This window comes from Streptomyces sp. a15 (genome assembly GCF_059026085.1).
The window spans coordinates 65,502-92,460 of the sequence record NZ_JBWLKM010000006.1 but is presented as its reverse complement, the minus strand read 5'-3'; the positions used below and the strand labels follow the sequence as shown (position 1 = coordinate 92,460).

At 72.9% G+C, this 26,959-nt stretch carries 20 protein-coding genes and 2 pseudogenes; 7 read left to right on the top strand and 15 right to left on the bottom strand.

The window, feature by feature from the left end:
- Positions 1–840: 840 nt before the first annotated feature.
- On the top strand, positions 841–2,319 hold the full coding sequence (locus tag AC5P09_RS09330) for a ricin-type beta-trefoil lectin domain protein (protein ID WP_493873377.1): 1,479 nt from the start codon (positions 841–843) through the stop codon (positions 2,317–2,319).
- A gap of 221 nt (positions 2,320–2,540) precedes the next feature.
- Here the strand turns inward: AC5P09_RS09330 and AC5P09_RS09325 are convergent, their stop codons facing one another.
- Positions 2,541–3,113, bottom strand: coding sequence for an MTB12 C-terminal domain-containing protein (locus tag AC5P09_RS09325; protein ID WP_493873376.1), 573 nt, complete (start codon positions 3,111–3,113; stop codon positions 2,541–2,543).
- A 93-nt stretch (positions 3,114–3,206) separates the two neighbouring features.
- Between AC5P09_RS09325 and AC5P09_RS09320 the strand changes: the two are divergent.
- The 3 genes and pseudogenes from AC5P09_RS09320 to AC5P09_RS09310 form a co-directional block, all read left to right on the top strand.
- Positions 3,207–4,694, top strand: a pseudogene (locus AC5P09_RS09320) (heavy metal translocating P-type ATPase); the annotation flags it as partial.
- Positions 4,607–5,368 (top strand): DUF6424 family protein, encoded by a 762-nt coding sequence (locus AC5P09_RS09315; RefSeq protein WP_493873516.1) that lies wholly within the window; start codon positions 4,607–4,609, stop codon positions 5,366–5,368. The pseudogene AC5P09_RS09320 and the gene AC5P09_RS09315, both read left to right, overlap by 88 nt.
- Before the next feature lie 13 nt (positions 5,369–5,381).
- Entirely contained in the window at positions 5,382–6,503 is a 1,122-nt protein-coding gene (locus AC5P09_RS09310; protein WP_493873375.1) for a T6SS phospholipase effector Tle1-like catalytic domain-containing protein, read from the top strand.
- 30 nt (positions 6,504–6,533) lie between these two features.
- Here the strand turns inward: AC5P09_RS09310 and AC5P09_RS09305 are convergent, their stop codons facing one another.
- Together AC5P09_RS09305 and AC5P09_RS09300 are read right to left on the bottom strand one after the other, a co-directional pair.
- On the bottom strand, positions 6,534–7,406 hold the full coding sequence (locus AC5P09_RS09305; RefSeq protein WP_493873515.1) for an LLM class flavin-dependent oxidoreductase: 873 nt from the start codon (positions 7,404–7,406) through the stop codon (positions 6,534–6,536).
- Positions 7,407–7,504: 98 nt separating this feature from the next.
- Complete coding sequence (locus tag AC5P09_RS09300; RefSeq protein ID WP_493873374.1) at positions 7,505–8,194, bottom strand: ANTAR domain-containing protein; 690 nt, start codon at positions 8,192–8,194, stop codon at positions 7,505–7,507.
- Positions 8,195–8,390: 196 nt separating this feature from the next.
- On the opposite strand from AC5P09_RS09300, the gene AC5P09_RS09295 reads away from it, so the two are divergent.
- Together AC5P09_RS09295 and AC5P09_RS09290 are read left to right on the top strand one after the other, a co-directional pair.
- Complete coding sequence (locus AC5P09_RS09295) at positions 8,391–8,738, top strand: STAS domain-containing protein (RefSeq protein WP_493873514.1); 348 nt, start codon at positions 8,391–8,393, stop codon at positions 8,736–8,738.
- Positions 8,735–9,676, top strand: coding sequence for an anti-sigma factor RsbA family regulatory protein (locus AC5P09_RS09290; protein WP_493873373.1), 942 nt, complete (start codon positions 8,735–8,737; stop codon positions 9,674–9,676). The genes AC5P09_RS09295 and AC5P09_RS09290 overlap by 4 nt, the downstream gene beginning before the upstream one ends.
- Before the next feature lie 66 nt (positions 9,677–9,742).
- On the opposite strand, the pseudogene AC5P09_RS09285 reads toward AC5P09_RS09290, so the two are convergent.
- From AC5P09_RS09285 to AC5P09_RS09245, 9 genes and pseudogenes are all read right to left on the bottom strand, one after another.
- Positions 9,743–10,144, bottom strand: a pseudogene (locus AC5P09_RS09285) (histidine kinase); the annotation flags it as partial.
- A 19-nt stretch (positions 10,145–10,163) separates the two neighbouring features.
- Positions 10,164–11,201 carry a rod shape-determining protein gene (locus AC5P09_RS09280; RefSeq protein ID WP_493873372.1) on the bottom strand — a complete coding sequence of 346 codons (1,038 nt, stop codon included), beginning with the start codon at positions 11,199–11,201 and terminating at the stop codon, positions 10,164–10,166.
- A gap of 126 nt (positions 11,202–11,327) precedes the next feature.
- Entirely contained in the window at positions 11,328–15,737 is a 4,410-nt protein-coding gene (locus tag AC5P09_RS09275; RefSeq protein WP_493873371.1) for an SAV_2336 N-terminal domain-related protein, read from the bottom strand.
- Positions 15,727–16,749, bottom strand: coding sequence for an AAA family ATPase (locus tag AC5P09_RS09270; protein ID WP_493873370.1), 1,023 nt, complete (start codon positions 16,747–16,749; stop codon positions 15,727–15,729). Before AC5P09_RS09270 ends, AC5P09_RS09275 begins: the two co-directional genes overlap by 11 nt.
- A 49-nt stretch (positions 16,750–16,798) precedes the next feature.
- Positions 16,799–18,520, bottom strand: a complete 1,722-nt coding sequence (locus AC5P09_RS09265; protein WP_493873369.1) for a VMAP-C domain-containing protein — start codon at positions 18,518–18,520, stop codon at positions 16,799–16,801.
- Complete coding sequence (locus AC5P09_RS09260) at positions 18,517–18,909, bottom strand: CU044_2847 family protein (protein ID WP_493873368.1); 393 nt, start codon at positions 18,907–18,909, stop codon at positions 18,517–18,519. Before AC5P09_RS09260 ends, AC5P09_RS09265 begins: the two co-directional genes overlap by 4 nt.
- Positions 18,910–18,991: 82 nt before the next feature.
- A complete protein-coding gene (locus AC5P09_RS09255) occupies positions 18,992–20,344 on the bottom strand; it encodes a carboxyl transferase domain-containing protein (protein ID WP_493873367.1) in 1,353 nt (450 codons plus the stop codon).
- On the bottom strand, positions 20,337–21,797 hold the full coding sequence (locus tag AC5P09_RS09250; RefSeq protein WP_493873366.1) for an acyl-CoA synthetase: 1,461 nt from the start codon (positions 21,795–21,797) through the stop codon (positions 20,337–20,339). The genes AC5P09_RS09255 and AC5P09_RS09250 overlap by 8 nt, the downstream gene beginning before the upstream one ends.
- A gap of 52 nt (positions 21,798–21,849) precedes the next feature.
- Entirely contained in the window at positions 21,850–23,208 is a 1,359-nt protein-coding gene (locus AC5P09_RS09245) for an SLC13 family permease (protein ID WP_493873365.1), read from the bottom strand.
- A 230-nt stretch (positions 23,209–23,438) separates the two neighbouring features.
- Between AC5P09_RS09245 and AC5P09_RS09240 the strand changes: the two genes are divergently transcribed.
- Positions 23,439–24,146, top strand: a complete 708-nt coding sequence (locus tag AC5P09_RS09240; protein ID WP_266448557.1) for a FadR/GntR family transcriptional regulator — start codon at positions 23,439–23,441, stop codon at positions 24,144–24,146.
- A gap of 42 nt (positions 24,147–24,188) precedes the next feature.
- On the opposite strand, the gene AC5P09_RS09235 is transcribed toward AC5P09_RS09240, so the two are convergent.
- Genes AC5P09_RS09235 through AC5P09_RS09225 form a run of 3 tightly spaced genes read right to left on the bottom strand, consistent with a single transcriptional unit; the run spans position 24,189 to position 26,907 of the window.
- Positions 24,189–25,268 carry a serine hydrolase domain-containing protein gene (locus AC5P09_RS09235; protein ID WP_493873364.1) on the bottom strand — a complete coding sequence of 360 codons (1,080 nt, stop codon included), beginning with the start codon at positions 25,266–25,268 and terminating at the stop codon, positions 24,189–24,191.
- Between the two features lie 3 nt (positions 25,269–25,271).
- On the bottom strand, positions 25,272–25,787 hold the full coding sequence (locus AC5P09_RS09230; RefSeq protein ID WP_493873363.1) for an ArsR/SmtB family transcription factor: 516 nt from the start codon (positions 25,785–25,787) through the stop codon (positions 25,272–25,274).
- A 40-nt stretch (positions 25,788–25,827) separates the two neighbouring features.
- Complete coding sequence (locus tag AC5P09_RS09225) at positions 25,828–26,907, bottom strand: MerR family transcriptional regulator (RefSeq protein WP_493873513.1); 1,080 nt, start codon at positions 26,905–26,907, stop codon at positions 25,828–25,830.
- Positions 26,908–26,959: the final 52 nt, after the last annotated feature.

Genomic DNA, 26,959 nt, shown 5'->3' with positions numbered 1-26,959 from the left:
GCGGGTGAGTTCGAATCCCGTTTTGAGCTGGCGCGAACGTCCTGGGCGAGTCGAGGCCGCAAGGACAGGAACAGACTGACAAGGACTGAGGAGCACCCACCTGGATAACCCCATCTGACCTGCGAAGACGTCAAGGACGAACGTTGATCGGCAAGGACCGCCAAGATCCTCAAAGGACTCTTGATCCGTCGGCCGTGGGTTCGAGTCCCACCCGCCCCACCACCCGCTACGCGGGGAGAAACGATCTGACCGGCAACTTCGCTGGAGGGTCGGGGGCCGAAGCGGCCGAAGCGGAAGCGGTTCGACCTTCCGCGCGGGCGATCGGGACCGTCCGGTCATGCGTGATGACTGCCGAGAAGCTCGCTGCGGCAATGTGCCCCCCTCTGCGCGTCGTGCGCTGCCGATGCCTTACTGCCCTCGCGTGCCTGGGTGAGTGTGGTCCTGGCGTGACCGGCGGATCGGCGAACCAGTCGATGTACGCCTCGACATCGTCACCGGTCTGTACGACATGCGCGCCCGTGACTACGACGGCGGCACCGGCCGCTGCACCGCCGTGGGCACCCGCTGCCGTCCTCGGATGGGCAGACTGCACCGATCCCTACGACTCCGGCCTCAATCGCCCCACCGTCCTCAGCGGACCCAGACCCCTCGTCGTATCCGGAACCGTCACGGGTCTTGTCACCAGTGCGGGCGTCGTGCCAGTGTCCGGGCAATGGTTACGTAACCATGGCCGGTTTACGCGGGTCCGAGTGTCTGTATCCGGACCCTGGTTCATCACTGCCTCGGCTCAGGTGGCGAACCCGCACTCCGCCCTCTGCGATTCCCGTCACTGGAGACGACATGACCAAGACCCCGACGAGGTCGAGAAGACTGGCCAGTGTGCTCATGGCCGGCTTCGGCGCGACACTCCTGTTCCTGACCGCCCCCGCCCTCGCCCAGTCGGCAGCCGAGACGTCGGACGGCTCGCACGCGGCGGTGAAGACCGCGGCGAAGGGCGGTACCAGTGACTTCCGCGGGGTGAACTGGGCAGACCCGCGGGACAACTACGCCAGTGACGCCGTGGTGCCCAGCGGGCTGTCGGTGACCGACGACTACCGCACCGTGTACCGCACCACGGGTCACATGGTGCGCGGCTTCAAGAAGAACCTGGGCGCCAACACGCTGCGACTGCCGATCAACCCGGCAAGCGTGGGCACCACCTGGTGGAAGTCGTACCGGGCGACGATCGACGCGGCCACGGCCTACGGTGACAAGGTCATCGTCAGCTACTGGGAGGCCAACACCAGCAAGGACGGGCTGGTCGACGACACGGCCGCCTGGAAAACGATGTGGAACACCGTGGTGCGGGAGTACAAGCACAACCCACGGGTCTACTTCGAGCCCATGAACGAGCCGCACGGCTACACCCTGGACCAGTGGGTGTCCGTCACCAGTGGTTGGCTCGCCCAGCACAAGGACGTCCCGCGCGGCCGTGTCGTGATCAGCGGTACCGGCTACAACGACAACGTCACCGGTGTCGGCGCGGCACCCGAACTGCGGGGAACGCTGCTGTCGCTGCACTTCTACGGCTTCTGGGCCAGCCACACCCAGCAGGCGGACTGGGTCGCCGACCTCGAAGCCCGGATCGGCACGTACGCCGGCCGGACCATCATCGACGAGGCAGGCTCCCCGATGACCACCGGTCTGAACTACGGCGCGTGGGACGGCAACATCTACACGTCGTATCTCGCGGCCGTGACCAACACCGCCCGCAGCAAGGGGATGGGGCTGGTGTACTGGCCGGGGCTGCGGTTCGGCGACGCCTACTCGATCGAGTCGCTGGACTCCGAGGGCAACCTGGTGGACAACAACGCCAGCGGAGTCGCGCAGCTGCGCTGGGGCTACGGCTTCGGCACGACCCCGCCCGTCAACGACCTGCCGCCCGCGCCTCCCGGCGAGGTCCTGCGCGGAGTGGCCTCCAACCGCTGCGTCGACGTGCCCGGCTTCAGCACGACCAACGGCACCCAACTCGACCTCTGGGACTGCAACGACGGCGGCAACCAGTCCTGGAACTGGAACGCGGACAAACAACTCACCGTCTACGGCAACAAGTGCATGACGGTGGGAGGCACCGGAGCCACGGCGGGAGACCCCGTGGTCATCTCCGACTGCACCGGCGCGACGGCACAGCAGTGGAACCTGAACGCGGATCTCACTGTGACCAGCGTCGCGAACCCGGAGCTCTGCCTGGACGCGGCCGGAGCAGGCACCGGCAACGGCACGGCGGTCGATGTCTGGTACTGCAACGGAAGCAGCAACCAGCAGTGGACCAGAAGCTGATGCCGGCGTCTGTTCCCCTCGACCTCGACCACTGATCCGACCGCACGGGCCCGGCGAGTACCCTCGCCGGGCCCGTGCGAGTCAGCTCGCGCGGACCACCAGCCGGGCCGGGACCAAGGTCTTGTCGATCGTGTGCGCCCGCTTTCCTCGGCCGGCTGGCCGGGCCGACGGTGAGCTGACCCGCTCGGGCGTGGGGTACGTCGGCGGACAGGCGTGATCGGTCACTCGCAGCTCGGCGCCTGCGGAGCGTCCTTGGCGTGCCGCGTCAGATCGCAGACCGTTTGCAGCGCCACCTTCCAGGTGTCGTCCTGGAGGACGGCCACTCCCGGGCCGCCGGTGTCCAGCCGACGGCCCTCGCGTGTGAGGGTGTAGCGGACGTCGGCGCTCAGGGACGAGGTGTACGACACCGAGGCCACGTCGGCGCGGAGGCGACTGCCGAGCGGGTCCGCGAAGAGGTTCTCGGTCATCAGCGCGTTCTCGTAGCCGTCCTCGATGACGTCGCTTCGCTCGTCGACGGACGACTCCGGGGCGAAGAGGGTCCGCCAGGCTTTCCTGATCTCCTTCTCGGCCTCCACCGGGTCCTCCGGTGCCGTACCGGTCGGCGTGGGGGATCGGGACACCGGCGGTGACGTGGCGGCCGTTGTCGGGTCGGGCGGGGCGGTGGCGGGCGTGCGCGTCGAGGGGGCTGTGTCGTCGCCGTCGTCGCCACCGCTGTCGCAGGCGCTGGTGAGGGCGAGGACGAGGGTGACGGCGGAAGCCGTCGCCCAGGCCCCGCGCCGTGTCGTGGCGGTCATGGGACTGCACCTCCGGGGTCGCCTGTGGCAGGACTACCCGAGGTGGGTGGAATCATCCGGACGGTTCCGAGAGCATGGCCGCCGTGTGGACGCGCGCTGGGCATGGTGGTCGCGACCCTCGCCGTGTTCCTCGTGCCGCTCGCCTTCGGAGCGAACCTCGCGGACTCGCTGCTGCGGGCGATGACCTTCATGATCGTGGCGTCGCCCTGCGCGGTCGTGCTGGCGACGATGCCGCCGCTGCTGTCGGCCATCGCCAACGCCGGACGCCACGGTGTACTGGTCAAGTCGGCCGTGGTGATGGAGCGGCTCGGGCAGGTCGACGCGGTGGCGCTGGACAAGACGGGCACGCTCACCGAGGGCACCCCGCGGGTCACCGACATCCGGCCGTTCCCCGGATCCGGACTGGACGAGGGCGAGCTGCCGGCCCTCGCCGCGGCGGCGGAGAACCCGAGCGAGCACCCCCTGGCCAGGGCGGTCGTCGCCGCGGCGCGCGAACGCGGGCTCGCGCTCGCCCCGGCGGAGGGCTTCGACTCGACGCCGGGCGTTGGGGTGACGGCCGCCGTCGACGGGCGCGCGGTCACGGTCGGCGCCCCGGCCCGGCTGCTGAACGAGGCCACCGACGCCGCCTCCGCCCGCGCGGCCGTGCTCGCCGGTGAGCTGGAGGAGGGTGGCAGGACCGCCGTGCTGATCACCCTGGACGGTGCTCCGGCCGGCGTGCTCGGCATCGCCGACCGGCTCCGCCCGGACGCGCGGGAGACCGTGGCCTCGCTCGCCTCCCTCACCGGGGCCGCACCCCTGCTCCTGACCGGCGACAACCCTCGCGCCGCCGCCCGCCTCGCCGCCGAGGTCGGCATCGAGGACGTACGGGCCGGACTGCTGCCGGAGCACAAGGTGCACGCGGTACGGGAGCTGGAGGACGGCGGCCGCAGGGTGATGGTCGTCGGCGACGGCGTCAACGACGCCCCGGCGCTCGCCGCCGCGCACACCGGTGTCGCCATGGGCCGGGCCGGCTCCGACCTGGCCCTGGAGACCGCCGACGCGGTGATCGTCCGCGACGAACTCGCCACCGTGCCCGCCGTGATCGCCCTGTCCCGCCGGGCCCGCAAGCTCGTCGTGCAGAACCTCGTCATCGCCGGAGTCTTCATCGCCGCCCTGGTCGTCTGGGACCTGGCCGGCCACCTGCCACGGCGACCGTGCACCGGGGCGCGGGCCGACTCCGGCGCCGAGCGCGTCGTAGCGGCTGTCACCCCGTCAAGTCCCGGTGAGGGGCGTGGTTTCTGTGCGACGGAACGCCCACAAGTCGACGCCGTCGCGTGGGCGCTGCACGATGGAGGGAGCGGCGCTCGGGCGCGGTCATGGCGTGCGGGGCCGCCGACCGAAGGAGGCCGGCCATGGCTGACGCCGGTTCCGTGGCAGTACCGGGGGGTGCGGCGCCGGGGGCGGGTGCTCTCCTCGAGGTGGACCACACCCACGGGGAAACCCGCCCCTGGAAGATACGCATCGTCAAGCATCCGGAGCGCTCCGTGTCCGGTCACTTCCGCGCCGCCAAGAAGGTGGCCAAGAAGATCCTCGAGGAGCTGAGCGCCGACGGGGCCGACGCGCCGTACGGACCGGGGCCCTGGGAGATGCACCACGGCGGCAGCCTCTGGGTCATGACGGGGAGCGGCTGGCGGATGTACCGGGCCCGGGTCGGCATCGAGTGGAGCATGCAGTTCTGCGCCGACCCGGCGAAGATCGACCGGCTTCGGCAGGAGGCCGCCGACCTCGTGGCCGCCTTCCCGTTCACGCTTCCCGCGCTGGACGCCCTCGGCTACAAGCGCGCCCGTGACCTCCTGAGCAGGCCCGTCACGGATGCCGACAGCGTCGAGGCCTGGACGGACTCGCTGTTCAACGCGTGCGTGCCGATGAGCAACCCGCACCACTCGGGGGTCCTGCCCAAGGCGGCCGGCGAACACCACTACCCCTGGCCGACCAAGTCCGCGGACTTCTTCAGGTTCGACGACTTCCAGCTGTGGGTCACGCTGCCCGACGGCACCCACGCCGGCGTCGCTCCGGTGGACCGCCGGGGTTCCGGTGACGGCCATGTGCGCATCGTCCACGCCCGGCACGGCACACCGGCCGGGGACGTCCTGGCGGAGGCGCAGCGGCGCCGCATGATGGCGGTCGCCGCGCCGGACAGCCCCGTGGCCCTGGCGGCGTTCGAGCAGCAGATACCGCCCGGGGCGGACACCGCGTCCACCCCGCCCGTCGGTTAGGCGAGGAGCGATCATGCCGCGCAACATCGTCATCTGCCTCGACGGAACGGGCAACCAGGTCGGCGCCCGCAACCCCACCAACGTGGTCAAGCTGTACGAGATGCTCAGCACCGACGACCCCTCGCACCAGCTCCTCTACTACGACCCCGGCGTCGGCACCATGTCGTCGGCCGGCGCGCGCGGGCCGCTCGGCCACCGGCTCTCCCGGCTCAGCGGCCTCGCCTTCGGGACCGGGCTCCGGGCCAACCTCGCCGAGGCCTACACGTACCTGATGCGGCACTGGGAGCCGGGCGACCGCGTGTACGTCTTCGGATTCAGCCGCGGCGCCTACACGGCCCGCGCACTCGTCGGGATGCTCAACAAGCCGGGGCTCATGCGCCCCGGAGCCGAGAACCTCGTCCCGTACGCCGTGGCGAAGTACGCCTTCAACCACGACATCGACCGCAGCCAGCAGGAGGTCGCGCGGTTCTCGCGGGCCTTCTGCCGGCACACCCACACGGACCCGCTGTGGGAGACGGTCAAGCGCAACGACTCCAAGCAGGTCTCGCGCTACGCCGTGCCGGCCGCCTACCTGGGGCTCTGGGACACCGTGAAGGCGGCCGGCATCCTCCGCCTGGGCAATCTGCAGTGGCCCTACACCCGCTCCCTGCCCAACGCCGCCCGCATCCGGCACGCCGTGTCCCTCGACGAGCGGCGCCGCCCCTACCGCGAGTACCTCGTCAAACCCCGGCCGCAGCTGACCCGGGACACACTCGAGGAGGTCTGGTTCGCCGGGGTGCACTCCGACGTCGGCGGCACCTTCGACCACGCGAAGGGCGAACCCCTGCTCTCCACCGTCACCCTCAAGTGGATCGTCGACGGCGTCCACGAGGACCTGCTCTTCCGGGCCGGCGCCTACGCCGAGGCGACGGCGCTGACCAAGGAGTTCGCCGGCGCCCCCGTCCACCGCAACGGCCCGCTCTGGTTCCTCGCGGGCAGGCGGTCGCGTGCCGTGCCCGAGGACGCGGTGTTCCACGCGAGCGTCAGGGTCCGGCAGCAGCAGGACCGGGGATACCGCCGCGGCCTCCCCGACCCGGACGACCTGGCCCGCTGGGCGGACCCGGAGTGGACGGAACCGGTGACCGGGCCGGGGTGACGGGGGCGTTCAGCCGGGGTGACGGGGCGTTCAGCGTCCCAGTGCCCCCAGTACGGCCTTGAGCTGGTCCAGCGGCTCGGGGCCGATGACCCGGAGTACGACCGTGTCCGCTCCCGCCGCTGCCAGGTCCCGGACGTGGGCGGCGGCCTGGGCCGGTCGGCCGGAGACGGTGAACACCTCCTCCTGCGGGCGGCCGAGCCAGGCGCCGTGGCCCTCGGTGACCGGGTGCAGGGTCCGGGCCACCTGGTCGGGGTCCTCGCCGACGCAGCAGAAGGACAGCACGGTCAGCGTGTGGTCGGCGGTGGCTCCGCCCTTGGCGGTCAGCGCCCGGGTGTTCTCCAGGTCGCGCGGGCCGTGCCCCTCGGCGATCAGCGTGCCGTCCGCGACCCGGCCGGACAGCTCCAGCGAGCGGGAACGGACCACGCCCGCGACCACCGGCGGCACTTCGGCGGGCGGGTGCACCAGCTGGATGCCGTCCAGGCGCACCTCCCGGCCCGCCAGTTCGACCCGCTCCCCGCGAAGCAGCGCGCGCACCGAGGTGATCGTCTCCTCCAGCAGGGCCAGCGGTGAACTCGGCGCGACGCCCACCGAGACCATCCACCCCCGTACCCCGTGCCCGATCCCGGCCACCAGCCGTCCCGGGAACACCCGGGCCAGCGTCGCCAGCTCCATGGCCAGCAGGGCAGGACTGCGCAACGGGGCGGGCGTGATGCCGATACCGACCCGGAGGCGCTCCGTCGCGCCCAGCGCCACGGCCGCCGCCGACACCCCGCCGTTCCAGCCGAGGTCCTCGACCACCCACAGGTCGTCCACACCGAGCGCCTCGGCCTGCCGTGCGAACCCGGGCAGCCCCTCCGGGGCCCAGTCGCGGTCGTACATCACACCGATGCGAAGGTTCGTCAGGTTCGTCATGCGTCGGAACCTATGCCCCGGCCGAGGAACGGATCAACGCCGTATTCGGACGAGCGGATCAACGCCCGGTGCGGGGCCGCCCCGAGCCGTCACCGGCCGTGCCGTGCCGCCGCCGTGCGCAGGGCCGTGCGGAGCGCCTCCGGGGGCGGTGCGCCGTCGGTGCCGGTGCTGGCGGTGACCGCCGCGGCGACCGTGCGGAGCTTGGTGTTGGAGAGCTGGGAGGCCTCCCGGAGGATGATCCAGGCCTCGTCGGAGGTGCAGGCTTGGGTGGCCATCAGGATGCCGCGCGCCTGGTCGATCACCGGACGGGAGGCGATCGCCTGGCGGAGCTGGTCGACCTCCTCCTGGAGGTGCCGCAGCTGTTCCGCGCGTTCCACGGCCACCGCCGAGGAGGCGGGCGGGTGCGGTGGCTCGGGGGCGGATCCGTCGTCCGCGGGCCGCACCGGGTCCGCGGTGTCCAGACCGACCAGTTCCAGGATCCGGCGCGGCTGGCCGTCCCAGTTCGCGGTCATGACCGGGATCCCGTGCCGGTGGCCGTAGTCGCCGAGGGTCTCCAGGAACTCCAGTCCCGCCGTGTCCATGAAGCGTACCTCGGTCATGTCCAGCTCCAGCCGGCCGATGCCGTCCGGCAACTCGGCCAGTGCCTTCGCCAGGATGTCCGCCGATCCGTGGATGAGCTCCCCGCGCGGAACGAGCACCGCTCGGCCCGCGTCCACGCGGCTCTCGATCACCAGGGCCTTCATCCGCCCCGCGAGAGATGTGTGTGCCGCTGAGGTCATGTCCCCGCCTTGTAGATCACCGACAGCCTTCATGACGTTGCGTGCCCCCGTCCGCCCGGCCGACCAGGTGGTGCCAGGCGGTGCTGACTGAGCGCCTGCCCGCCGTACGGCGTAGTACACACAGGCCGTGGGAATGGCCGGTCCGGTCCGGGGTATGTGCGATCGAGTCCGGGAAAAGTGGGGAGGCGGTGTGGGCATCCGATACCTGACCGTCTCCGGGATCGCGGGCGCGGTCCCGGAGCTGACGGTGTCCCCCCTGGTCGAGCGCAGCGGGCTGCGCGTGGCGGGGGAGGTCGGTCTGACGACGCACGCGGTGTGGGAACGCGCGCTGGAACAGGCCGTGCGTGAGGACGAAGACGTCTACTACCTGGAGCTGTCGTCCGTGACCTTCGTCGACGTCGCCGGCGCCGGAGCGCTCGCCGCCGCAGCCCAGCAACTGGGCGACGGCCGGCGGATCGTGCTGGACCGGCCGCCGGACACCCTGCAACGGGTGCTGGAGATGTTCTGGCCCGACCTTTCGGCGATCGAGGTGTCGATGTCATGAGTGCCGCGGCCGAACTCTTCGACCCCTTCGTCCACCCCGCCCTCTTCTACGGCGACGAGCAGGAGTACCTCGCGGGCACGGTGTCCTTCGTGCGCGACGGCCTCGCCGCCGGCGACCCCGTGGCGGTCGCCGTCCCCGGCGAGAACCTCCAGCTCATCCGGGACGGGCTCGGTGCCGACGCCGACGCCGTACGGCTCCTGGACATGCGGGAGGCCGGGCGCAACCCCGGCCGGATCATCCCCGGCGTGCTGCGCGCCTTCGCCGACGCCCAGCCGCCCGGCCGACGCGTGCGGATCATCGGCGAGCCCATCTGGGCGGGCCGCTCGGAGACCGAGTACCCCGCCTGCGTCCAGCACGAGGCGCTGATCAACGCGGCCTTCCAGGGCCGCACGGTGAGCATCCTGTGTCCGTACGACGTCCGGCGCCTCGCACCGGAGGTCGTCGCCGACGCGTACGCCACCCACCCGACCGTCATCCAGGCGGGCGCGGGGCAGGAGCGGGACAGCGGGGCGTACGACCCCGACGACGTCGTGGCCCGCTACAACGAGCCGCTGCCGCCCGTCGCCGGCGTGCCGGCCTTCGCCTTCGACACGGAAGGCCTCTCGCAGGCCCGGCACGTCGCCACCGACCTGGCCGCGCGGCTCGGTCTGGCCGGCACCCGGCTGCAGGACCTGGCCCTCGTCACCGCCGAGCTGACCACCAACAGCGTGGTGCACGGCGGCGGTTCGGGCACGCTGCGGGTGTGGGCCGAGGACCAGCGCGTGGTCTGCGAGGTCCACGACAAGGGCCGCCTGGTGGATCCCCTGGCCGGCCGCCGGCCCGCCCCCCGCGATCAGCGCGGCGGACGGGGCCTGCTCATGGTCAACCTGCTCGCCGATCTGGTGCGGGTGCACACGGGGGCCGACGGGACGACGGTGCGGTGCTGGTTCGCGCGCTGACGTCAGCGGCGGTCGTCGGCCAATCGCGGAACACCGCGGCGATGTCCCGGCCCCGCCGCCCGAGTCCGGCCATCTCCCCCTGACCCCAGGAGCAGTCGAAGCGGGCGTCGGCCTCCTGGGCGTGCTTCTGGGCGGTGCCATGCTGGGGCCGAACCGGTGCCGTACGTTGCGTCGTCATCCGCGGGTCGGTCGCCGAGTCGTCCACCAACACCGGCCGGCCGCCCAGGAGTTGTCCGAGGACCGCGCTGCCCGGCTCGATGGTCGTCCCGACCAGGTTGCCCGGATCGGCGTACGTCGACGCCGTCACGAGGCGTCGGCGAGCAGGCGGTCCCGTTCGGTGACCGTCATCAGCGCGTCGGCGGCACTCTCGCCGGTGAGCAGCGCCGTGGTGACGGCCGCCGCGCCCTCGATCCAGCGCTCACGCTGCCGGGCCGCCTCGTACAGCCGGGGGCTGCCGATCGCGATGCCGATCACTCATCCTGCGGCGTCAGGTGGCCAGCGGGTCCAGGACCAGCGGCTTGATCTTGCCCTCCAGCATGTAGCCCAGGCCCTGGGCGGCACACACGTCCGGCTGTTCGGCGATGTGCACCGGCATGCCCGTCGCGTGCCGCAGCATCTGGTCGAAGCCGGGCAGCAGCGCGCTGCCGCCGACCATCATGATCCCGCGGTCGGCGAGGTCGGCCACCAGGTCGGGCGGGCAGTTGCGCAGCACCCGGCCGATGCCGTCCAGTACGGCCGTCAGCGGGGTCTCGATCGCGTCCCGTACGGCGGCGGTGTCGACCTGGACGGAACGGGCGAGGCCGGTGGCCACGTCCCGCCCGTGGATCTCGGTGGAGGCCGGGCCCTGCGGGGTGAGGCCGTTGCCGGAGAGGGCGAGCTGCAGCGGCCGTACTGACTGGCTGGGCAGCATCAGCTCGTGCTCGTGACGCAGGTGCTGCACGATCGCGTGGTCCACGGCCTCGCCGCCCACCGGGATCCGCTCGGCGGTCACGATCGACCCGAGGGAGAGCACGGCCACCTGGGTCGCCGCGGCCCCGCACACCATGATCATGGTCGCCTCGGGCCGCTCGACGGGCAGCCCGCACCCCACGGCCGCGGCGATGAGCGTGTCGACGAGCTCCACGCGACGCGCCCCGAGCCCGACGAGCGTCTCGATCGCGGCGCGCTGGGCCAGCGGGTCGGCGTCGTGCGGGATGCAGGCGGCGGCCCGCAGTCGGGGCTTGCGGCGCAGGGCGCGGCGGACCTTGTCGCCGAGCAGGTGCCGCAGCATGCGCTGCGCCATCTCGATGTCGACGACCGTGCCGCCGGACACGGGCCTGACGACGCGGATGTAGTCGGGCGTACGACCCGTCATCTTCTCCGCGAACTCGCCGACCGCGATCAGCGCGCCGGTACGGGTGTTCACGGCGGCGGCGGACGGCTGGTCGACGACGAGCCCGGCCCCCTTCACGTACACCCGCGTCCTCGCCGCACCCAGGTCTACGGCGAAGTGGCAGCGGCGCAGCTGCTCCAGACTGGCGGTCATGGCAGGTCCTCCCGAGAGCACAGACCGTGAGCCGCCGGGTGGCGGCCTCATAGGCATCGTGCGGGGGCGGGGCAGGGGGCGCGTCTTGTGGTGGGCCGGGTGGGGTGCCGCTGAACGGGCGATGTGTCACAGGGAGCGCGCGGCCTCCAGCACCGGCGCGAGGGACGGGACCGTGATCTCGCAGCCGGCCTCGCGCAGACTCTGGTCGACGGTCGGGTTGCGGGCCAGGCCGATGAAGCGCAGTCCGACCTGCTGGGCGGCGGTGAGTTCGGCGACCGTGGAGCCGATCAGCACGCCCGTGGGAGCGGGTACGTCGGGGGAGCGCAGGGCGCGCAGCAGACAGTCGGGGTGCGGCATCAGCAGGCTGAGATCGTCACTGCGGCCGTGGACGCCGGCCAGGGGGAGGCGGTACGGCTCCAGGTAGCGGTGCACCGCCTGTTCGCAGACGTCCGTGACCACCAGGACCCGACGGTCGGCGGTGTGCAGTGCCCGCACCAGGGCGACGGAGTTGTGGGTCGTGGGCGCGTCCGGGACGGCCCGCAGTTCGATCTTGTCGAGGCGCCGGCGCAGGGTCGGTCCGAGACGGTCGTGCGCGAAGGCGCGCAGCACGTCCAGAGGGTGGACGAAGACCTCCCGCCCGGGGCCGTCGGCGGTGGGCAGGGGGTGCCGTCCCGCCAGTGCGTCCTCGGGGTCGCGGTGCTCGGCGACGACCGAGAGCAGGTCGAGCACGGCCTCGCGGGCGGTCTGCGCCGAGTACAGACGGGTGACGGGACCGTCGAAACCGAGCAGCACGGTCTCGGCCTCGCCGAGGACGTCGGACAACGGGCGCCGCGCGGGCACAGTCCGCTGCGGTACGGGCAACGGCGCTCCCTCGGGTGCCAGTTGCACGGAACACGACACCGCCAGCCCCGGCACCGGCCACGGCGAGGTGTGGAGCCTGGCGTTCGCCGCCCGCTGGGCCGCCCCCGCCCGGCGCAGGGGGTGACGTCGGGTGATACGGCCGGCCGCGGTGAGTAGGTGTTCGAGCAGTGCCTCGGAGACCCGCGGGACCTCGCCGTGCACGAACGCGACCGGGTCCTCCACCCGCCAGAACAGCTCCACGGCCGCGTGAAAGGCGCCCTTGCCGGAGCTGGGCAGGGACACCTGGTGGAAGGCCTGGTGGGTGGTGAGGTCGACCTCGTAGTACGTCGTCGCCCGCGGCGGCCTCGAACCGTGCGGCCGGGCCGGGTTGAGGAGCGTGAGCGGCCCGTCGGGCTGGGTGTGGACGATGGCGGTGCGGCCGGGGGCGGGGATACCGAGGCTGTGCAGGTCGTGGGTGATCAGCGGGCCGTGCACCAGGTCGCGGTCGTCGGTCCGGGGCTGCGACGGGGCGAGCGGGCAGTACCAGGCGAGGGGCGGGGTGTCCGGTGCGGTGCTGCCGTACAGCGGCTGGAAGCGCTGGGTGCCGAGCGCCGCGGAGCTGGCCGCGAACTCCTCGTACAGGGCGGGCGGGACGACGACCAGGAGGTCGGAGGGGGTGCGGTCCTGGAGGGTCGCCAGCTCGGGCGGCAGGCCGGGACGGTCCCAGAACGTCACCTGGAGACGCGGCGGGTCGGCCAGCCTCGCGAAGGCCTCGGGGAGCCCGCGCAGGACGGCTACGAGGAGGGGGAGCAGGTAGGCGTCGGGGTCGGCGAGCACGACGTAGCCGTTGTCGCGGACGCGTACCTCGTGCTGGTGGGGGGCGAGGGTGCCGCGGGACAGGAACTCGTGCACCGCGTACTCGAGGGAGATACGGGCCTCGGGGAGGCCGCTCAGCTCGTCGGCCTCGAAGAGGATCGCGGAGCGCGGGGCGACCGTGGTCCTGTCCAACTCGGCGAGTTCACGGGTGAGTTCGTCGCGGAGGGCGCTGAGGCGGGTGCGGGCGGCCCGGGCGGCGGGGCCGGGGACGCCGTCGAGGGGGTCGCCGTAGAAGAGGTCCAGGGCCTGGCGGAGTTGGGTGCGTCGGAGGTCGGGGGACTGGTCGGGGTCGCGGTGGCTGAGCTTCTCGCACAGGTCCACGTCGAGGTGGTGGCTCGTCGTGTGGAGCGCGTACCCGTCGATGAGGCCGACGACATCGCCAGGGAGGAGCCGCCGCAGATCCTCGGCCAGCCCGTCGATGACACGCTCCGCCTCACGCGCCGCGGGCGGATGCTCCCACAGGCCGCGGGTCAGCTCGGCGTAGGTCAGACGCCGGCCGTGTGCGAGGAGCAGCATGCACAGCAGTGCCTGGCCGTAGGACGAGAGCGGGGGCAGGGACGAGTCCTGCCGACGGATCCGCGGCTCGCCGAGGAGGGTGAACCGTAGGGCGTCGGTGTGCCTCGCGTTCGCGAGTTCCTCGGCCGCGACGCGTGCGGGGACGCGCTCGTCGCCGTAGGCGATGCGGTTCACCAGCGCTTGATACTCCGGCGGCGTGTCGGGAACCGCACGGGCCGCGATCTTGAGCAGCTGTTCGAATTCGTGGTAATCCCCGGCCTGGTCCTTGTCCAGGGACTCCTCGCCCAGGGCGAAACGGCTGATCACCACCGTTTCGTCCGGCCGCAGCAGCAGGCCCAGGATGTTCTGCTGGCCGCGCACGAGGCCCCGTGCGTGCAGGGCTTCCAGTGCCGAGACCCCCTGAGGGGCCAGTCGCGTGAAAGTGGCGAAGGGCAGGTGGGACCGGTACCCGTCGACCACTTCCCGCAGTGTTACTCCGTCCTCGAACTCCACGACCAGATACGGCGTTCTCCCGTCGATCCCGAAGTCCGTCACCCGTGCCACGAAGGGGCTGTCGACCTCCGCCAGAGCGGCGGCCTCCCGCAGGAACCGTTCCCGATGCCGCTCGGCCTGCTCCGGATACCGGTGCACGACCACTCGCCCTTCGGTCCGCGTGTCCACGGCCTCCCAGATCCGCCACCCCGGACCACGACGGCCGACGAGCCGATACCGACCCCCGACCAGCCGCTCCGCCCCACCCCCGCCCAGCCGCCGTACCGTCTCCTCGCTCACCGTCGCGAACACCGACCCCGCGCCGCCGGACGCCCCGCCCGTCTCCGCCCGGAACTCCCCGGCCGCGAGCCCCGCCCGCTCGTCGATCAGCCCGCCGACCTGGGCCAGGAACTCCCGCGTCCGCCCCCGGGCCGTACGCGGCAACGACCGCAGGAGCAACTCCCGTACACCCGGCCGGAATTCATACCTCCCCGCCGGTCCGGGGACGGCCTGCAGCATGCCGCTGAGGATCACCTCGGCCAGGTGCTGCGGGCGTGGATCGCGGTCCACCGTGCGCTGGACGAGGCGCATCACCGGCACGGAGGGGACGGCCAGTGCGAGGTGGCCGGCGAGGCGGAAGGCCTCCGGGGAGGCGGTGGCGCGGAAGCGCAGCACCAAGTCCTCCGGGCCCAACTCGGCTATGTCGGGAGCCGGTTCGGCAGGTCGCCGCGGAACCTCCGGCAGCCAGGCCGCCGCTCCCGGCATCCGGCTGCCGCCCGGGTCGGCCAGCAGCGCGGCCCAGTTGGCGAGCCAGGGCGCGCCGGGCTCCAGTACGGGGAGGGGGACGGCCGTGGCGGGCGGCACCGGGGCCTCCGGGTCGTACGGCAGGAAGGAGAGCGCGGCGGACGGGGCCGCCGCGGCCGGAGGTGTCAGCAGGCCCGGTTCGGCGGGCAGTGCCGTGCCGGCCCACAGGTGTTCGGGGAGCGGCTGGACCACCGCCACCGGCATCCGGGCCGCCCAGTGGCGCAGCGTGCCGTACCAGCGCGCGCCCGCCTCGCCCGGGCGCCACTGCGGGCCCATGCAGTCGCTGACGACCAGGGTGACCGTGCGGCCGTCGTCGAGGGCCGGGACCTGGCGGGCCCGGCCGTCGGGGCCGGCCGGGTGCAGGGTGACCGTGCGGAAGATGCCCGACTGGGCGAGGACGGTGTGCAGTTCACGGACCAGGGGACGCCACACGGGCATCGTGGGACCGGTGTCGTGCACGAGATTGAGGCGCAGCCAGCGGTCGGGGGCGGGACGCAGTACGGGCACCCACACCTCGGGGTGTGCGCCCAGCCGGGCGATCCGGTCGGCCGTCGCCCGCTCGTCCAGGACGCGGGCGCGCGGCGCCGGCACCTTGCGCTTGAGGGGACGCAGGGCCCGCTGCAGCGCGAGGGGGCGGTGCAGCATCGGGGGTGCGGGGGCGAGGAAGCGGGTGCCGCCGCCGTTCGGGCCGGGGGCCCGGGGTGCCGGGGTGGGCAGGAGCAGGGGGACCCGGCCGTCGTGATGCGGGGCGGGTGCCTGGTCCGGCGGGCGTGGGCGGTCGGCCTTGGGGCGGGGCGGTACCGCGACGGGGGCGTCCGGCGCGGGGGGCGCGGTCCGGGGCTCCCCGCCCGCGGACGCCGCCCCCTCCTCCTCCGTACGCTCCAACTGCCCTGCCAGCCACAGCAGTTCCGCCAGCTCGCGTGGAGTCGGCCCGTCGGCCCCCGCCGCGGCCGACAGGACCGCGGAGAGCCGGGCGACGGGCGAGGCGTCATCGGAGCCCGTACTCGAACCCGCCCGCTCAGAAGCCATCGCCGTCCGCCGCCGCGCTCAGGTACGGCATCAGCTGCTCGGCCAGCTCGTCGCGGGAAGCGGCGTCGAGACCGGCGACCCCGGTGAGGTAGATCGCGTTCAGCAGCTGGTCGGTGGCCAGCTCGCCGCTGCCCGCCCGCTCCAGGAAACGGGTGATCAAGGGCTCGGCCTCGCCGTCCGGGCTGCCGAGATGGGCGCGGACGATGTCGGTGAGGCGGCCCCGGTCGGGGCGGCGCAGCTTGAGACGGACGCAGCGGCGCAGGAAGGCGGGCGGGAACTCGCGCTCGCCGTTGCTGGTCAGGACGACGAAGGGGAAGGCGCGGCAGCGGACCCGGCCGCGGGTGATCGCCACCGGACTGTCCGTACCGTCGGCGAGGACCTCGGCGCGGCCGTCGTCGGCGGAGTGACGGGCGGCGCGGACCAGTTCGGGGATCTCGTACTGGCCCTCTTCGAGGACGTTGAGCAGGTCGTTCGGCAGGTCGAGGTCGCTCTTGTCGATCTCGTCGACGAGCAGGGCGCGGGGGCGCCCGTAGGGGAGCAGGGCGGTCCCGAGAGGGCCGAGGCGGAGGTGGTCCTCCACGCCGCCCCGGCCACCGCGGTCGCTTCCCGGGCCGGGCCGGGAAGCGTACAGCCGGGACAGCGGGTCGTACTGGTAGAGGCCGTCGGCGAGGGCGCTGCGGCTGGTGATGTTCCAGCGCAGGACCGGGCCGAGGCGCAGTTCGCGGGCGACGGCGTACGCCAGGGAGGACTTGCCGGTGCCGGGCGGCCCGGTGACCAGCAGCGGGCGGCGCAGACAGAGCGCGGCGTTGACGAGCTGGACGGTCTCCGGCGAGGCGACGTACGTCTTCGCGCGGTGCATGCGGTCCGGGGAGACGGCGGCCTCGTCCTCCTCCTCGGCGGGCGGCGGCAGCGCGGGACCGCCGTCGAAGGCCCGCCACGGGGGCGGGGCGGGCAGCTCGTCGATGCCGTCGTGCGGCTCGCTCTTGCCGGTGTAGACGGACCAGTGCGCCATGAGGTGGTCTCCGGGCTCCTTCTTACTGGGGTTCGTGCCGGGGGTGGGGTCACGCCACGGGTGAGCGGACGTGCGCGGTGGTGTCGTGCGGGTCGGTGAAGCAGCGCGGGTCGTCCCACAGCAGCTGGATGTCGCGGGCCCAGTGGCCGTCCTCCGCGTCGGCCTCCTCGCGCAGGGCCAGGATGTGCCGGGGAAGTTCCGCGGGCGGCACGTGGGCGACGTGGGCGTCGAGTTCGTCGAGGAAGGACTTGCCGGTGCAGGGGGCGGTCGTACCTCCGCAGTCCGTCTCCTCGTCGGTCCGGCCGGCGCCGCAGCCGCTGCGCGACCAGACGATCACCGGGGCCGGAGCGGTGAGCGAGGTGTCGAAGTGCGGGCGGGTGCGGGCCGCGGCCGGCGCGGTGGCGAAGCCGGCCAGACAGGCGTCGGGCTTGCGCAGCCGCAACCGGAGCCGGCCGGGTTCCTCGGGGCCGGAGCACTCGACGCGGTGCACCCGGGCACCCGGGGAGGAGTCGAGGCGGTTCCAGGCGCGGGTCAGGATGTGCCGGGTGCTGGTCTTGCGGCGGGCGTGGTCGGTGACGACGAGCGGGTAGAGGCAGCCGAGCGGGGTGGCGTCGTCGGGGGCGCTCTCCCAGCGGTCCACCGGCCAGTCCAGCCAGTCCCGGGGCAGCGCGAACGCGATCAACTCGTCGGCACCGGGCGTGAGATGGCGGAACGCGGCCTCGATCCGGTCCTGTATGAAGGCGCGCAGCCGGTTCTGCGGAACCGTGTCCGAGTCGACCGGGTGACGGTGCCCTCCGCTGTACGCGGACACCTCCACGCGGACCAGGTCGTCACCGGCGCCGCTGTGCGCCAGCTCGACGAGGATCGGCGACCAGTCGGGGGCCGCTTCCGGCTCGACGGGCGCGGGCGCCCGGAACAGGGCTTCCAGCCGGGTCTCCAGGTGGTCGGCGAACCGGGTGACCGTGCCGGCGGCACCGGGCCCGTCGAGTTCGCACAGCACGAACAGCGCCGCCGACCACAGCGAGTCGAAGCCCTCCTCGGGCGGCGGCGGGTCGAACCGGTCGGCGGCCGCGGTGTAGAGCCGTACCGGATCGCACTCCAGGCCGGTGCGGACCGCCCGCTCCACCAGCGCGCGCAGCCGCGCCCGGTCGGCGCTCGCATGGTCCGAGGTGGGCACCAGACCCTCCAGGTCGGGCCAGTACCGGACCATGACCTCGGTGGGCATCATCCGCCCGTTGCGCACACCCGGGGCGCCCTCCGCCGTGACCATGCCGACGACCTCGCCGGTGTCGACGAGCGTGACCGCCGAGCCGCTGAACCCGGGGGCGAGCGGCTGGCCGCCCTGCTGCCAGGCCTCCAGCTGGATCCACTCCCGGTTGATCAACTGCGGTGCGGTGATGCGGTATTCGGCGAGGGTGCCCTCGTCGAAGCCGACCGGGAACCCGTACACGACGAGCTTGCGGGGCGCCGTGACGCCGTGTGCCGTGTCGACGGGCGCCAGCGCGGCCGGCACGATCGGCATGTCCCGCTCCAGCTCCAGGACCGCGAGGTCCCCCGGGTCGGTGTCACCGCCCGCCCAGCCGCCGTGGGCGACGACACGGGCCGGGACGGCGGGGGAGCCGGGACGTTCCGTGAACGTCACGGCCAGCCCCGCGTCCGCCCGCTTCACCACGTGGGCGCAGGTCAGCACCTTGTTCGGGGACACGAGGAAGCCTGCCCCGGCCACCTCGCCCCCGCACTCGATCCGGGCGTGCCATTCGGCGCTGTTCATGACGACGGGCTGGGCTCCGGGACGGACGCGGACAAGGACGAGGGCGAGGACGAGGACACGTCGGTCTCCGGGGCCGCCTCCGGTGACCAGGTCAGCTTCACCACCAGGTGGCCCTCCGCCGTCCCCTTCGCGATGATCGCGCCGGTCTCGGCGGACAGCTTCACCCCGAACTCGATCTCGATCCCGTCGGGCCGCAGCGAGCCGTCGCGGAAGACGCGGAGCGCCGAGGAGGCGGCGGCGCGCACTCCTTCCAGGGCACCTTCGAAGGTGCGGGCCGCCTGGACGGTGCCGTCCCCGCGGGACACCAGCCGGGAGCCGGACCGCTCCTCGAAGGCCTCGACCGACACCACGGCCCCGTCGGCGGTCTCGAACTCCACTAAGCGTTCCATGGTGCCCCCGTCGTCCCGTCACGCGTTCTTGCACGCTCGCACTGCTCTGTCACCGCTCTCGCAGCACTGAGCATCTCTATTGTTACGGACGGTACTTGAGGTTGTCGCGTGGCGCATGCCGGACCAGTCCCAGTTCGGCCAAGTCCTGCGGCCGGATCCGCAGTTGGTCCGCCGTCGCCTCGACCTCCTCGGCCGGCCGCTTCAGGATCGCCGCCGCCTGCTCGGGTGCGATCACCGAGAAGTAACTGTCCGGCGTGGCCCAGGTGTTGCCGGGTGCCGCCAGGGCCAGCGCGCCGCCCGAGCCGCCCTCGCCGATCAGCAGCGTGGTGAGGGGGGTGCGGGCGGCGGCCACGGTGAGGAACAGGTCCGCGATCGCGGCGCCCGCGCCCTGGCGTTCGGCCTCGGCGTCGTTGGCCGCGCCGGGGGTGTCCACCAGGGTGAGGACCGGGATGCCGAGGCGGTCCGCGAGGCGGATCAGGCGGGCGGCGGTGCGGTAGCCGGCGGGGCGGGTCGCCGTGCCGGTCTGGGCGGCGTACGCGACCGTACGGCCCTCGTGCTCGCCGAAGCCGCACAGCATGCCGTCGGGGTCGGTGCCGCCGCAGCGGTCGCCGTTGATGGGGAGACGGTGCGTGAAGTAGGCGTCCAAGTAGCGCTCGGCGCGCGGGCGTCGGGGAGAACGGGCGCGCCGCACCGCGTCCCCTCCCGTGGCCGGCAGATCGGTGGCGCCGAGGGGCGGCGGCACCGGCGCCTGCTGTGCCGGCGACGTCAGCAGCCGCAGCCACCGGCCCAGCGTCCCCCGCAGCTCTTCCGGTGGTACGACCGCGTCGGCCGCGCCCGCCGCCACCTGCGCCTCGGCCGTGTACGCCGCCGGGTCCGCGTCCGGCGGCCGTACCCGGGAACCCGCGAAGCCGACCTGCGCGCCGGGCAGGGCGAGGATCACGTCGGCGCCCGCGCCCAGCGTGGCCCAGCCGCCGCCGGTGGTCGGGTCCCGCAGCACCGCGATCTGCGGCAGCCCCGCCTCCCTGGTGAGCGCCGACTGCCGGGCCACGCGCTGGAGTTGGGTCAGCGCGAGCATGCCCTCCTGCATGCGGCTGCCGCCGGTGGCGATCAACGGCACGACCGGGAGCCGGTGTTCGCGGGCATGGGTGTACGCCGCCTCCAGCCGGTCCCCGGTGCGCTCGCCGAGCGACCCGCCCAGGAAGCCGAACTCGAACGCGATCAGCACCGCCCGCGTGCCCTCCACCCGACCCGTGCCGCAGACCACGGACTCCTGCTCGCCGGTGCGTTCGGCGGCGCGGGCGTGCGAGGCGTCGTAGCCCTGCCAGCCGATCGGGCCGTCCGGCCTGGATTCCCTTGCGGGGTACGGGAGTTCGGTGAAGGTGGAGTCGTCGGTGACCGCGGCGATGGTCTCGCGTGCGGTCGGCCGGTCAGTCACGGGTCAGCGCCCGCTTCATGATCTTCCCCATGTCGTTGCGGGGGAGGGAGGTCAGGTGGTGGACCACCCGGGGACGCTTGTGCGGGGCGAGGCGGCTCGCCACGTGATCCGCCAACTCCGCAACGGTGGGCGGTGATTCGGGATCGGCCGGGACGATCCACGCCACGATCCGCTCGCCCAGGTCGGCATCCGGCTCCCCGGTGACCGCGGCCTCCCGCACCCCCGGGTGTTCGAGGAGCGCGTTCTCGATCTCGCCCGCCCCGATCTTGTAACCCCCGCTCTTGATCAGGTCGGTGGCCTTGCGGCCGACGATGCGGACATAGCCGTCCGGGTCGCGCACCGCCATGTCCCCGGTGCGGAACCAGCCGTCGGCGGTGAAGGCGGCGGCCGTGGCGTCCGGCCGGTTGAGGTACTCCGTGAACAGGTTCGGCCCGCGCACCTGGATCTCGCCCACGGTCTCGCCGTCGTAGGACGTGATCGGCGCCCCGTCCTCCTCCACGAGCCGCAGCTCGACTCCCGGCAGCGGCACGCCGACCGTGCCCGCGCGCGGCTCGCCGTCCGCCCGCACGCTCGTGTTCATCAGCGTCTCGGTCATGCCGTACCGCTCGATCACCCGGCGGCCGGTCGCGGCCGCGATGCGCTCGTGGTCGTGCACCGGCAGGGCGGCCGAACCGGAGACGAGCAGCCGGGCGCGGCCCAGTGCCTTCGCCAGCTCCGGGTCGTCGGGCAGGGTCTGGGCGATCCGGTGGTACATCGTCGGCACGCCGAACAGCATGGTCGCGCCGGCGTTCAGCTCGCGGGCCACGCCCTCCGTGGTGAACCGGCCCAGGTGGCGGACCGATCCGCCGCGCCGCAGCGGGCCCAGGATGCCCAGGACCAGGCCGTGGACGTGGAACAGGGGCAGCCCGTGCACGAGCACGTCCTCGCCGGTCCACTGCCAGGCGTCGGCGAGGGCGTCCAGGGTGGCTGCGACGGCCCGGCGGGGGATGACGGCGCCCTTGGGCGGGCCGGTGGTGCCGGAGGTGTAGACGACGAGGGCGGGGTCGTCGTCCACGGATGCCTCGCCGTGGGGGACGGGTCCGGTGGCCCGCACGTCGACGTCGACGCGGGCCAAGTCCCGCAGGGAAGGCGGGAGTTCGTCGCCGGGTGCGGCGAGGACCAGGGCGGGCGCGCTGTCGGCCAGGATGTGCCCGAGCTCCTTCTCCCCGGACTTCGGGTTGAGCGGCACGGCGGCGACTGAGGCCTCCAGCGCCGCCACCACCGCCACGGCCGTCTCCAGTGCCGGGGTCGCCCAGACGGCCACCCGGCCCGCCCCGCCGATCCGCGCCGCGAGGGCACCGGAGGCGGCGTCGAGCTCGCCGTACGTCAGGGACCGGTCGCCGAACCGGAGGGCGGGCCGGTCGGTCCGGCCATCGGTCCGGCCCTCGGTCAGGGCCGGGAAGAGAGAGGACACGCGTCGTACTCCTTAACTGTTCACTGTCACTGTCTGCTGCTGTCTGTCGCTGCTACCCCCAGCCCGGCACGACCAGCACCAGCCACGCCACCGCGGGGACCACCGCCACCACGATCCCTCCGTAGATCATCAACTGCCGGAAGAAACGCTCGCGGTCGACGTCCGGCGCCGCGGCCAGCACCAGCGCGCCGTTCGTCGAGAACGGGCTCACATCCACCACCGTCGCCGACACCGCGAGCGCCGCCACCATCCCGACCGCCCCGATCTCGCCCTGCGCGAGGAACGGCACGGCGAGCGGGATCAGTGCGCCCATGATCCCCACGGAGGAGGCGAACGCGGACACGATCGCGCCGATGTAGCAGAGCAGGACGGCGGCCAGCAGCGGGACGCCGATGCCGCTGACGCCCTCGCCGGCCCAGGTGATGGTGCCCATCTCGTCCAGGACACCGACGTACGTCAGGACTCCGCAGATCAGCAGCACCGTCGACCAGGCGATCTGTCCGACCGCCTTGCGGCTGTCCTCCGGCCAGGCGGTGCTCAGGAGGACGGCGAGGGTGATCGCGGTCAGACCGGCGTCGAGGTCGAAGGCGAGGACGGCGACGACGAGGGCGACCAGGGCGGTGAGGGTGGCGATCCGGGCTGGAGTGAGGCGGGTGGTGTCCGGGGTGCCGGGCTGGGTTTCGACGAGGGTGGCGGTGCTGGAGGGGCTGGTGCTGGTGCCGGTGCCGGCTGTTGTACGGGCACCCCCGCCGCCCTCCGGCAGGTCGCCCTCGCCGGGAGCGCCGTCCGGCGCGACCGCCCCCCGTGCCCACAGCTTCAGCCCGCCGAACAGGACGAACACGACCCCCGCGATGATCACGTTGGCGATCAGTGACGCGAGGAAGAGGGTGATCTCGTTCCCCGGGAGCTTCTCGCGCTCGACGATGCCGTTGACGATCGTGCCGTAGATGCTGATCGGCGAGAATCCGCCGCCCTGGGCGCCGTGCACGACCATCGCGCCCATCAGCAGCGGGCTGATCCCGTAACGGGAGGCGAAGCTCAGCGCGATCGGCGCGACGATCGCGACCGCGGCCGGGCTGACCGCGCCGATCGCGGTGAGCGCGGCGGTGATGGCGAACATCACCCAGGGGATCAGCGCCACGCGCCCCCGGACGAGCCGGATGGACGCGTGCACCAGCCAGTCGGTCGTGCCGTTGGCCCGCGCGATGGCGAAGAGGTAGGTGACGCCGACGAGCACGACGAACAGGTCGCCGGGAAAACCGGCGAAGATGCCGTCCGCGTCGAGGTCGGCGACGAGCTCGCCGACCGCGAAGGCGGCGGCGAAGGCGAGCGCGCCCATGTTGACGGAACGGGTGGTGGCGATGACGAACACCACGACGAGGACGAGGATCGAGATGAGTTCGGGGGACATACGGGCTCCCGTCTTTGGGTCCCGGAGCGGTTGGTGGGTACTGCGTGAGTACTTCGGGGCAGGCGAGCGAGTGGTCGAGTGGCTGAGCCACTTACGGGTCGGTTGGCTGGTTAGCGTGGGCGCGCGGCGGGGCGCCGTCAAGGGGTCGCGCAGAAATTGGCTCAGCCACTCGGCCACCCAAAGGCCCGGTGTTACGCTCCCGACGAGAGGGGGAGTCCATGACCGAGCACGTGACCGACGCCCTGCGCCCCATGACGAAACAGCGCCTGTACGAGCAGGTGCTCGACCGGCTGCGCCAGTACGTCGCCGAGGGCGGCCTCAAGGCCGGCGACCGCCTCCCGCCCGAGCGTGACCTGGCCCAGCGGCTGGGTGTCAGCCGGGCCTCGGTCAAGCAGGCGATCGTGGTCCTGGAGGTCCAGGGCCTGGTGGAGGCACGGCACGGCGGCGGGACGTACCTGGTCCGCGACAGCCTGGACGTCGAACCCGTCGAGAGGATGGTCGAGCGCCGCCGACGCCTCCCGGACGTCCTGGACGCCCGCGAGGCCCTGGAGACGAAGCTCGCCGAACTGGCCGCCGAGCGCCGCACGGAGGACGACCTCGCGGCGATGCGGGCGGCACTCGCCCACATGGCCGAGGAGATCGAGGCGGGCGGTCACGGCATCGAGGGCGACCGGCTCTTCCACGCGGCGGTCACCGCGGCCGCCCACAGCAGCCTCCTCGCCGAGTTCATGCGCTCCATCGCCGACCAGATCGCCGAGAGCCGCACCGAGTCCCTGCGCCAGCCCCACCGCCCGCACCGCTCCCTGACCCAACATCAGGCGATCCTCGACGCCATCGCCGCGGGACAGCCGAAGCAGGCGGCCACCGCGATGCGCCGCCATGTGCGTACGGTCGCGAAGGTCCGCCTGCTCGACTGGGAGCCGGACGAGGAGCGGTAGGACCTGGGGCGGTCTTGTTCCGGCGTCTTGCTGAGGTCGCCCCTACAGCGCTTCCAGTAACTCGAAGGTCAGTTCGTCCACCGGGCGGGGGCTGTCGGTGGACTCCTCGCTGAAGGTGTTCACCAGCATCACCACCGCTGTCCCGCTCTTCCTGTCGAAGGCCGCGCAGGTGCTGAATCCGCCGGTGCCACCGTTGTGCCAGGTCATGGTGCGGCCGTCGGGGAGCGTGCTGAGGTGCCAGCCGAGGCCGACGCGCAGGGTCCGGTCGACGGTGAAGCGGGGGCGCTGGGTCAGTTCGATCGCGTCGCGAAACGGTGAGCGGTCCGGGCGTAGGTGTGCGCCGAGGAAGCGGAGCATGTCGTCGGCGGTGCTGTAGACGGACGTGCCCGCGCCGGTGAGGACGTGGTCGTGCCAGTCGGGGACGGCGTCTCCGGCGAGATGGCCGGTGGCCTTACGCAGGGCCATGTCCGGTCGCAGGGTCGTCGTCGTGTCGCGCAGGCGCAGCGGGGCCGCCACGTCGCGCCACAGCATCGCGTCCACGTCGTCGAAGGCCAGTGCCTGGGCGAGCAGTCCGTACCCGAGGTTCGCGTAGAGGTAGGTGCTGCCCGGCTCGGTGTTCAGGTGCGTCTCGGCCAGGCCGGCGGCCAGGTCGTCCAGTGTGTAGTGCGCGTAGGGGTCGTACGGGTCCGCCTCCGCGAGGAGGTTGGGCGGCAGGGAGGGCAGGCCGGAGGTATGGGTCGCCAGGTCGGCCAGGGTGATCCGCCGAGGGCCCTTGCGGGGGACCGGGAAGCCCGGGGGCAGGGCCAGCGGTGTGTCGAGGCGGACCCTCCCCCTGCTCACGGCGCGCGCGAGAGCCGTGGCGGTGAGGGTCTTCCCGATCGAGCCGAGCTGGAAGACCGTCCTGCCGTCCGGTGCCCTGCCGGCCTGGGACGCACCCGCCACGTGCCTGTGTGCGCCGCGGATGACTCCGCAGACGACGCTCGGGCTGCCGGCGGCCAGCGCACGGTCCAGGTAGGGCCGCACCCGCGCGGCCAGGTCGCTCCTGGCCGCCGTGGCGTGTCCGGGTAACAGCGATATCCCGGCTGCGGCCGTCGCCGCGCCCAGGAAACTCCGTCGGTTCATGAACTACTCCTGCGTCGTCGTCGGGTTCGGTGCCGGCACCACCGCGGACAACAGCACGAGCAGCGGGACCACTCTGCCCGCGGGCACCTGGTAGTGGCCACGCCCCTCGGCCTGGAGCCAGCCGGTGGCGGTGAGCTGCTTGAGGTGGTGGTACAGCTGCCCGGTGGTGTTCAGCCCCGCCGTCTCCTGCAACTCGGCCGCGGAGCGGGTGCCACGGAGCACCGCGCGCAGCAGGGTCAGCCGCACCGGATGCCCCAGGGCGGCGTACGGCGCGGCGTGGTCCGCCCAGTTCGCTTCGAGCAGTCCCGCCGTCGCCGCACCCTGCTGCCATGCGTAGTGCTCGCCTGTGGGCAGGTTCACGGCGCCGGTGAAGAGGACCTCACCGTCCCCGGTGAGCCGCTCGCGCAGCCCTTCGAGGGCCCAGAACACCTCACTCTGGGGCGCCCGCGGTCTCAACTCCAGCCGCGCCACCCGTTCTTCGAGCGCGGCGACTCGCTCCTGCAAGGGGTCATCGGCCATGCTCCGACGTTACGTTATTCCGGAATAACGGAGCAACCTCTCAGGTCGCCGCCGTCTCCACCACGTCCGCCACCACACAGCTCACGTTGTCCGGCCCGCCGGCCGTGTTCGCCTCGGCGACCAGGGTGCGTACGGCCTCGTCCGGGGCCGGGGCGGCGCCGAGGAGGGTGCGGATGCGGTCGTCGGGGACGACGGTGGACAGGCCGTCGGAGCACAGGAGGTAGCGGTCGCCGGGGCGGGCGTCGTGGAGGCGGAGGTCCGGGGTCGCGGGGGCGGCGGACGGGAGGGCCTTCAGGAGCAGGGAGCGTTGGGGGTGGGCGGTGGCCTCCTCGGGCGTGAGGCGGCCCTCGTCGATCAGCGACTGGACCATCGTGTGGTCGTCGGTGATGCGGAACAGGCCGCCGTCGCGCAGCAGATACGCGCGGGAGTCGCCGATGTGGACCAGCGCGAGGCGGGAGCCCGTCCACAGCAGGGCGGTCAGGGTGGTGCCCATGTCCTCCGCGCCCCGGGTGACGTCCTGGACCGCCTCCGTGGCGCTCCGTACCGCGACCTCCAGGAGGTTGAGGACGTTGCCCGCCGGCACATCCTCCGTGTCCAGGAACCTCAGCGCCTCCACGGCGGCGCCGCTCGCGGGCGCGCCCGCCGGGCCGAAGCCGTCCGCGACCGCGAGCAGCCGGGTGCCCGCATACGCCGTGTCCTGGTTCTCGGGGCGGACCCGCCCCCGGTCCGAGTGGGCGAAGTAGCGCAGTTCCAGCATGGTGGTGTCCTTCCTCGGTTTCACTGTCAGTTGGTCCACGAGGAACGCGGCGAGCTCCCGCCGCACGGCCGTCTCCGCCTCGACCCGCGCCCAGTAGGCACGGATCTCCCCGGCGGCGGCCTCGGAGTCGAGGGCGTACATGTCGCACACCTCACGGATCCGGGCCAGCGGCATCCCGAGCCGCCGCAGCCACGCCACCAGCCGCGCTCGCTCCAGCTGCCCGACCGCGTAGTACCGGTAACCCGTGTCGGGGTCGACCCGTGCCGGACGCAGCAACTCCAGTTCGTCGTACAGCCGCAGCGCCTTGGGCGACAGCCGGGACGCCTTCGCGAACGTGCCGATCGTCAGCAGGCCGTCGTCCATGGGCACCCCCGGATTCCTTCGTTCCTCGCCACCGATGCTGGGGCTTCACCAA

Coding starts and splice junctions, on each gene's coding strand:
- AC5P09_RS09330 (WP_493873377.1), top strand. CDS start 841: ATGACCAAGACCCCGACGAGGTCGAGAAGACTGGCCAGTGTGCTCATG.
- AC5P09_RS09325 (WP_493873376.1), bottom strand. CDS start 3,113: ATGACCGCCACGACACGGCGCGGGGCCTGGGCGACGGCTTCCGCCGTC.
- AC5P09_RS09310 (WP_493873375.1), top strand. CDS start 5,382: ATGCCGCGCAACATCGTCATCTGCCTCGACGGAACGGGCAACCAGGTC.
- AC5P09_RS09300 (WP_493873374.1), bottom strand. CDS start 8,194: ATGACCTCAGCGGCACACACATCTCTCGCGGGGCGGATGAAGGCCCTG.
- AC5P09_RS09290 (WP_493873373.1), top strand. CDS start 8,735: ATGAGTGCCGCGGCCGAACTCTTCGACCCCTTCGTCCACCCCGCCCTC.
- AC5P09_RS09280 (WP_493873372.1), bottom strand. CDS start 11,201: ATGACCGCCAGTCTGGAGCAGCTGCGCCGCTGCCACTTCGCCGTAGAC.
- AC5P09_RS09275 (WP_493873371.1), bottom strand. CDS start 15,737: ATGGCTTCTGAGCGGGCGGGTTCGAGTACGGGCTCCGATGACGCCTCG.
- AC5P09_RS09270 (WP_493873370.1), bottom strand. CDS start 16,749: ATGGCGCACTGGTCCGTCTACACCGGCAAGAGCGAGCCGCACGACGGC.
- AC5P09_RS09265 (WP_493873369.1), bottom strand. CDS start 18,520: ATGAACAGCGCCGAATGGCACGCCCGGATCGAGTGCGGGGGCGAGGTG.
- AC5P09_RS09260 (WP_493873368.1), bottom strand. CDS start 18,909: ATGGAACGCTTAGTGGAGTTCGAGACCGCCGACGGGGCCGTGGTGTCG.
- AC5P09_RS09245 (WP_493873365.1), bottom strand. CDS start 23,208: ATGTCCCCCGAACTCATCTCGATCCTCGTCCTCGTCGTGGTGTTCGTC.
- AC5P09_RS09235 (WP_493873364.1), bottom strand. CDS start 25,268: ATGAACCGACGGAGTTTCCTGGGCGCGGCGACGGCCGCAGCCGGGATA.
- AC5P09_RS09230 (WP_493873363.1), bottom strand. CDS start 25,787: ATGGCCGATGACCCCTTGCAGGAGCGAGTCGCCGCGCTCGAAGAACGG.
- AC5P09_RS09225 (WP_493873513.1), bottom strand. CDS start 26,907: ATGGACGACGGCCTGCTGACGATCGGCACGTTCGCGAAGGCGTCCCGG.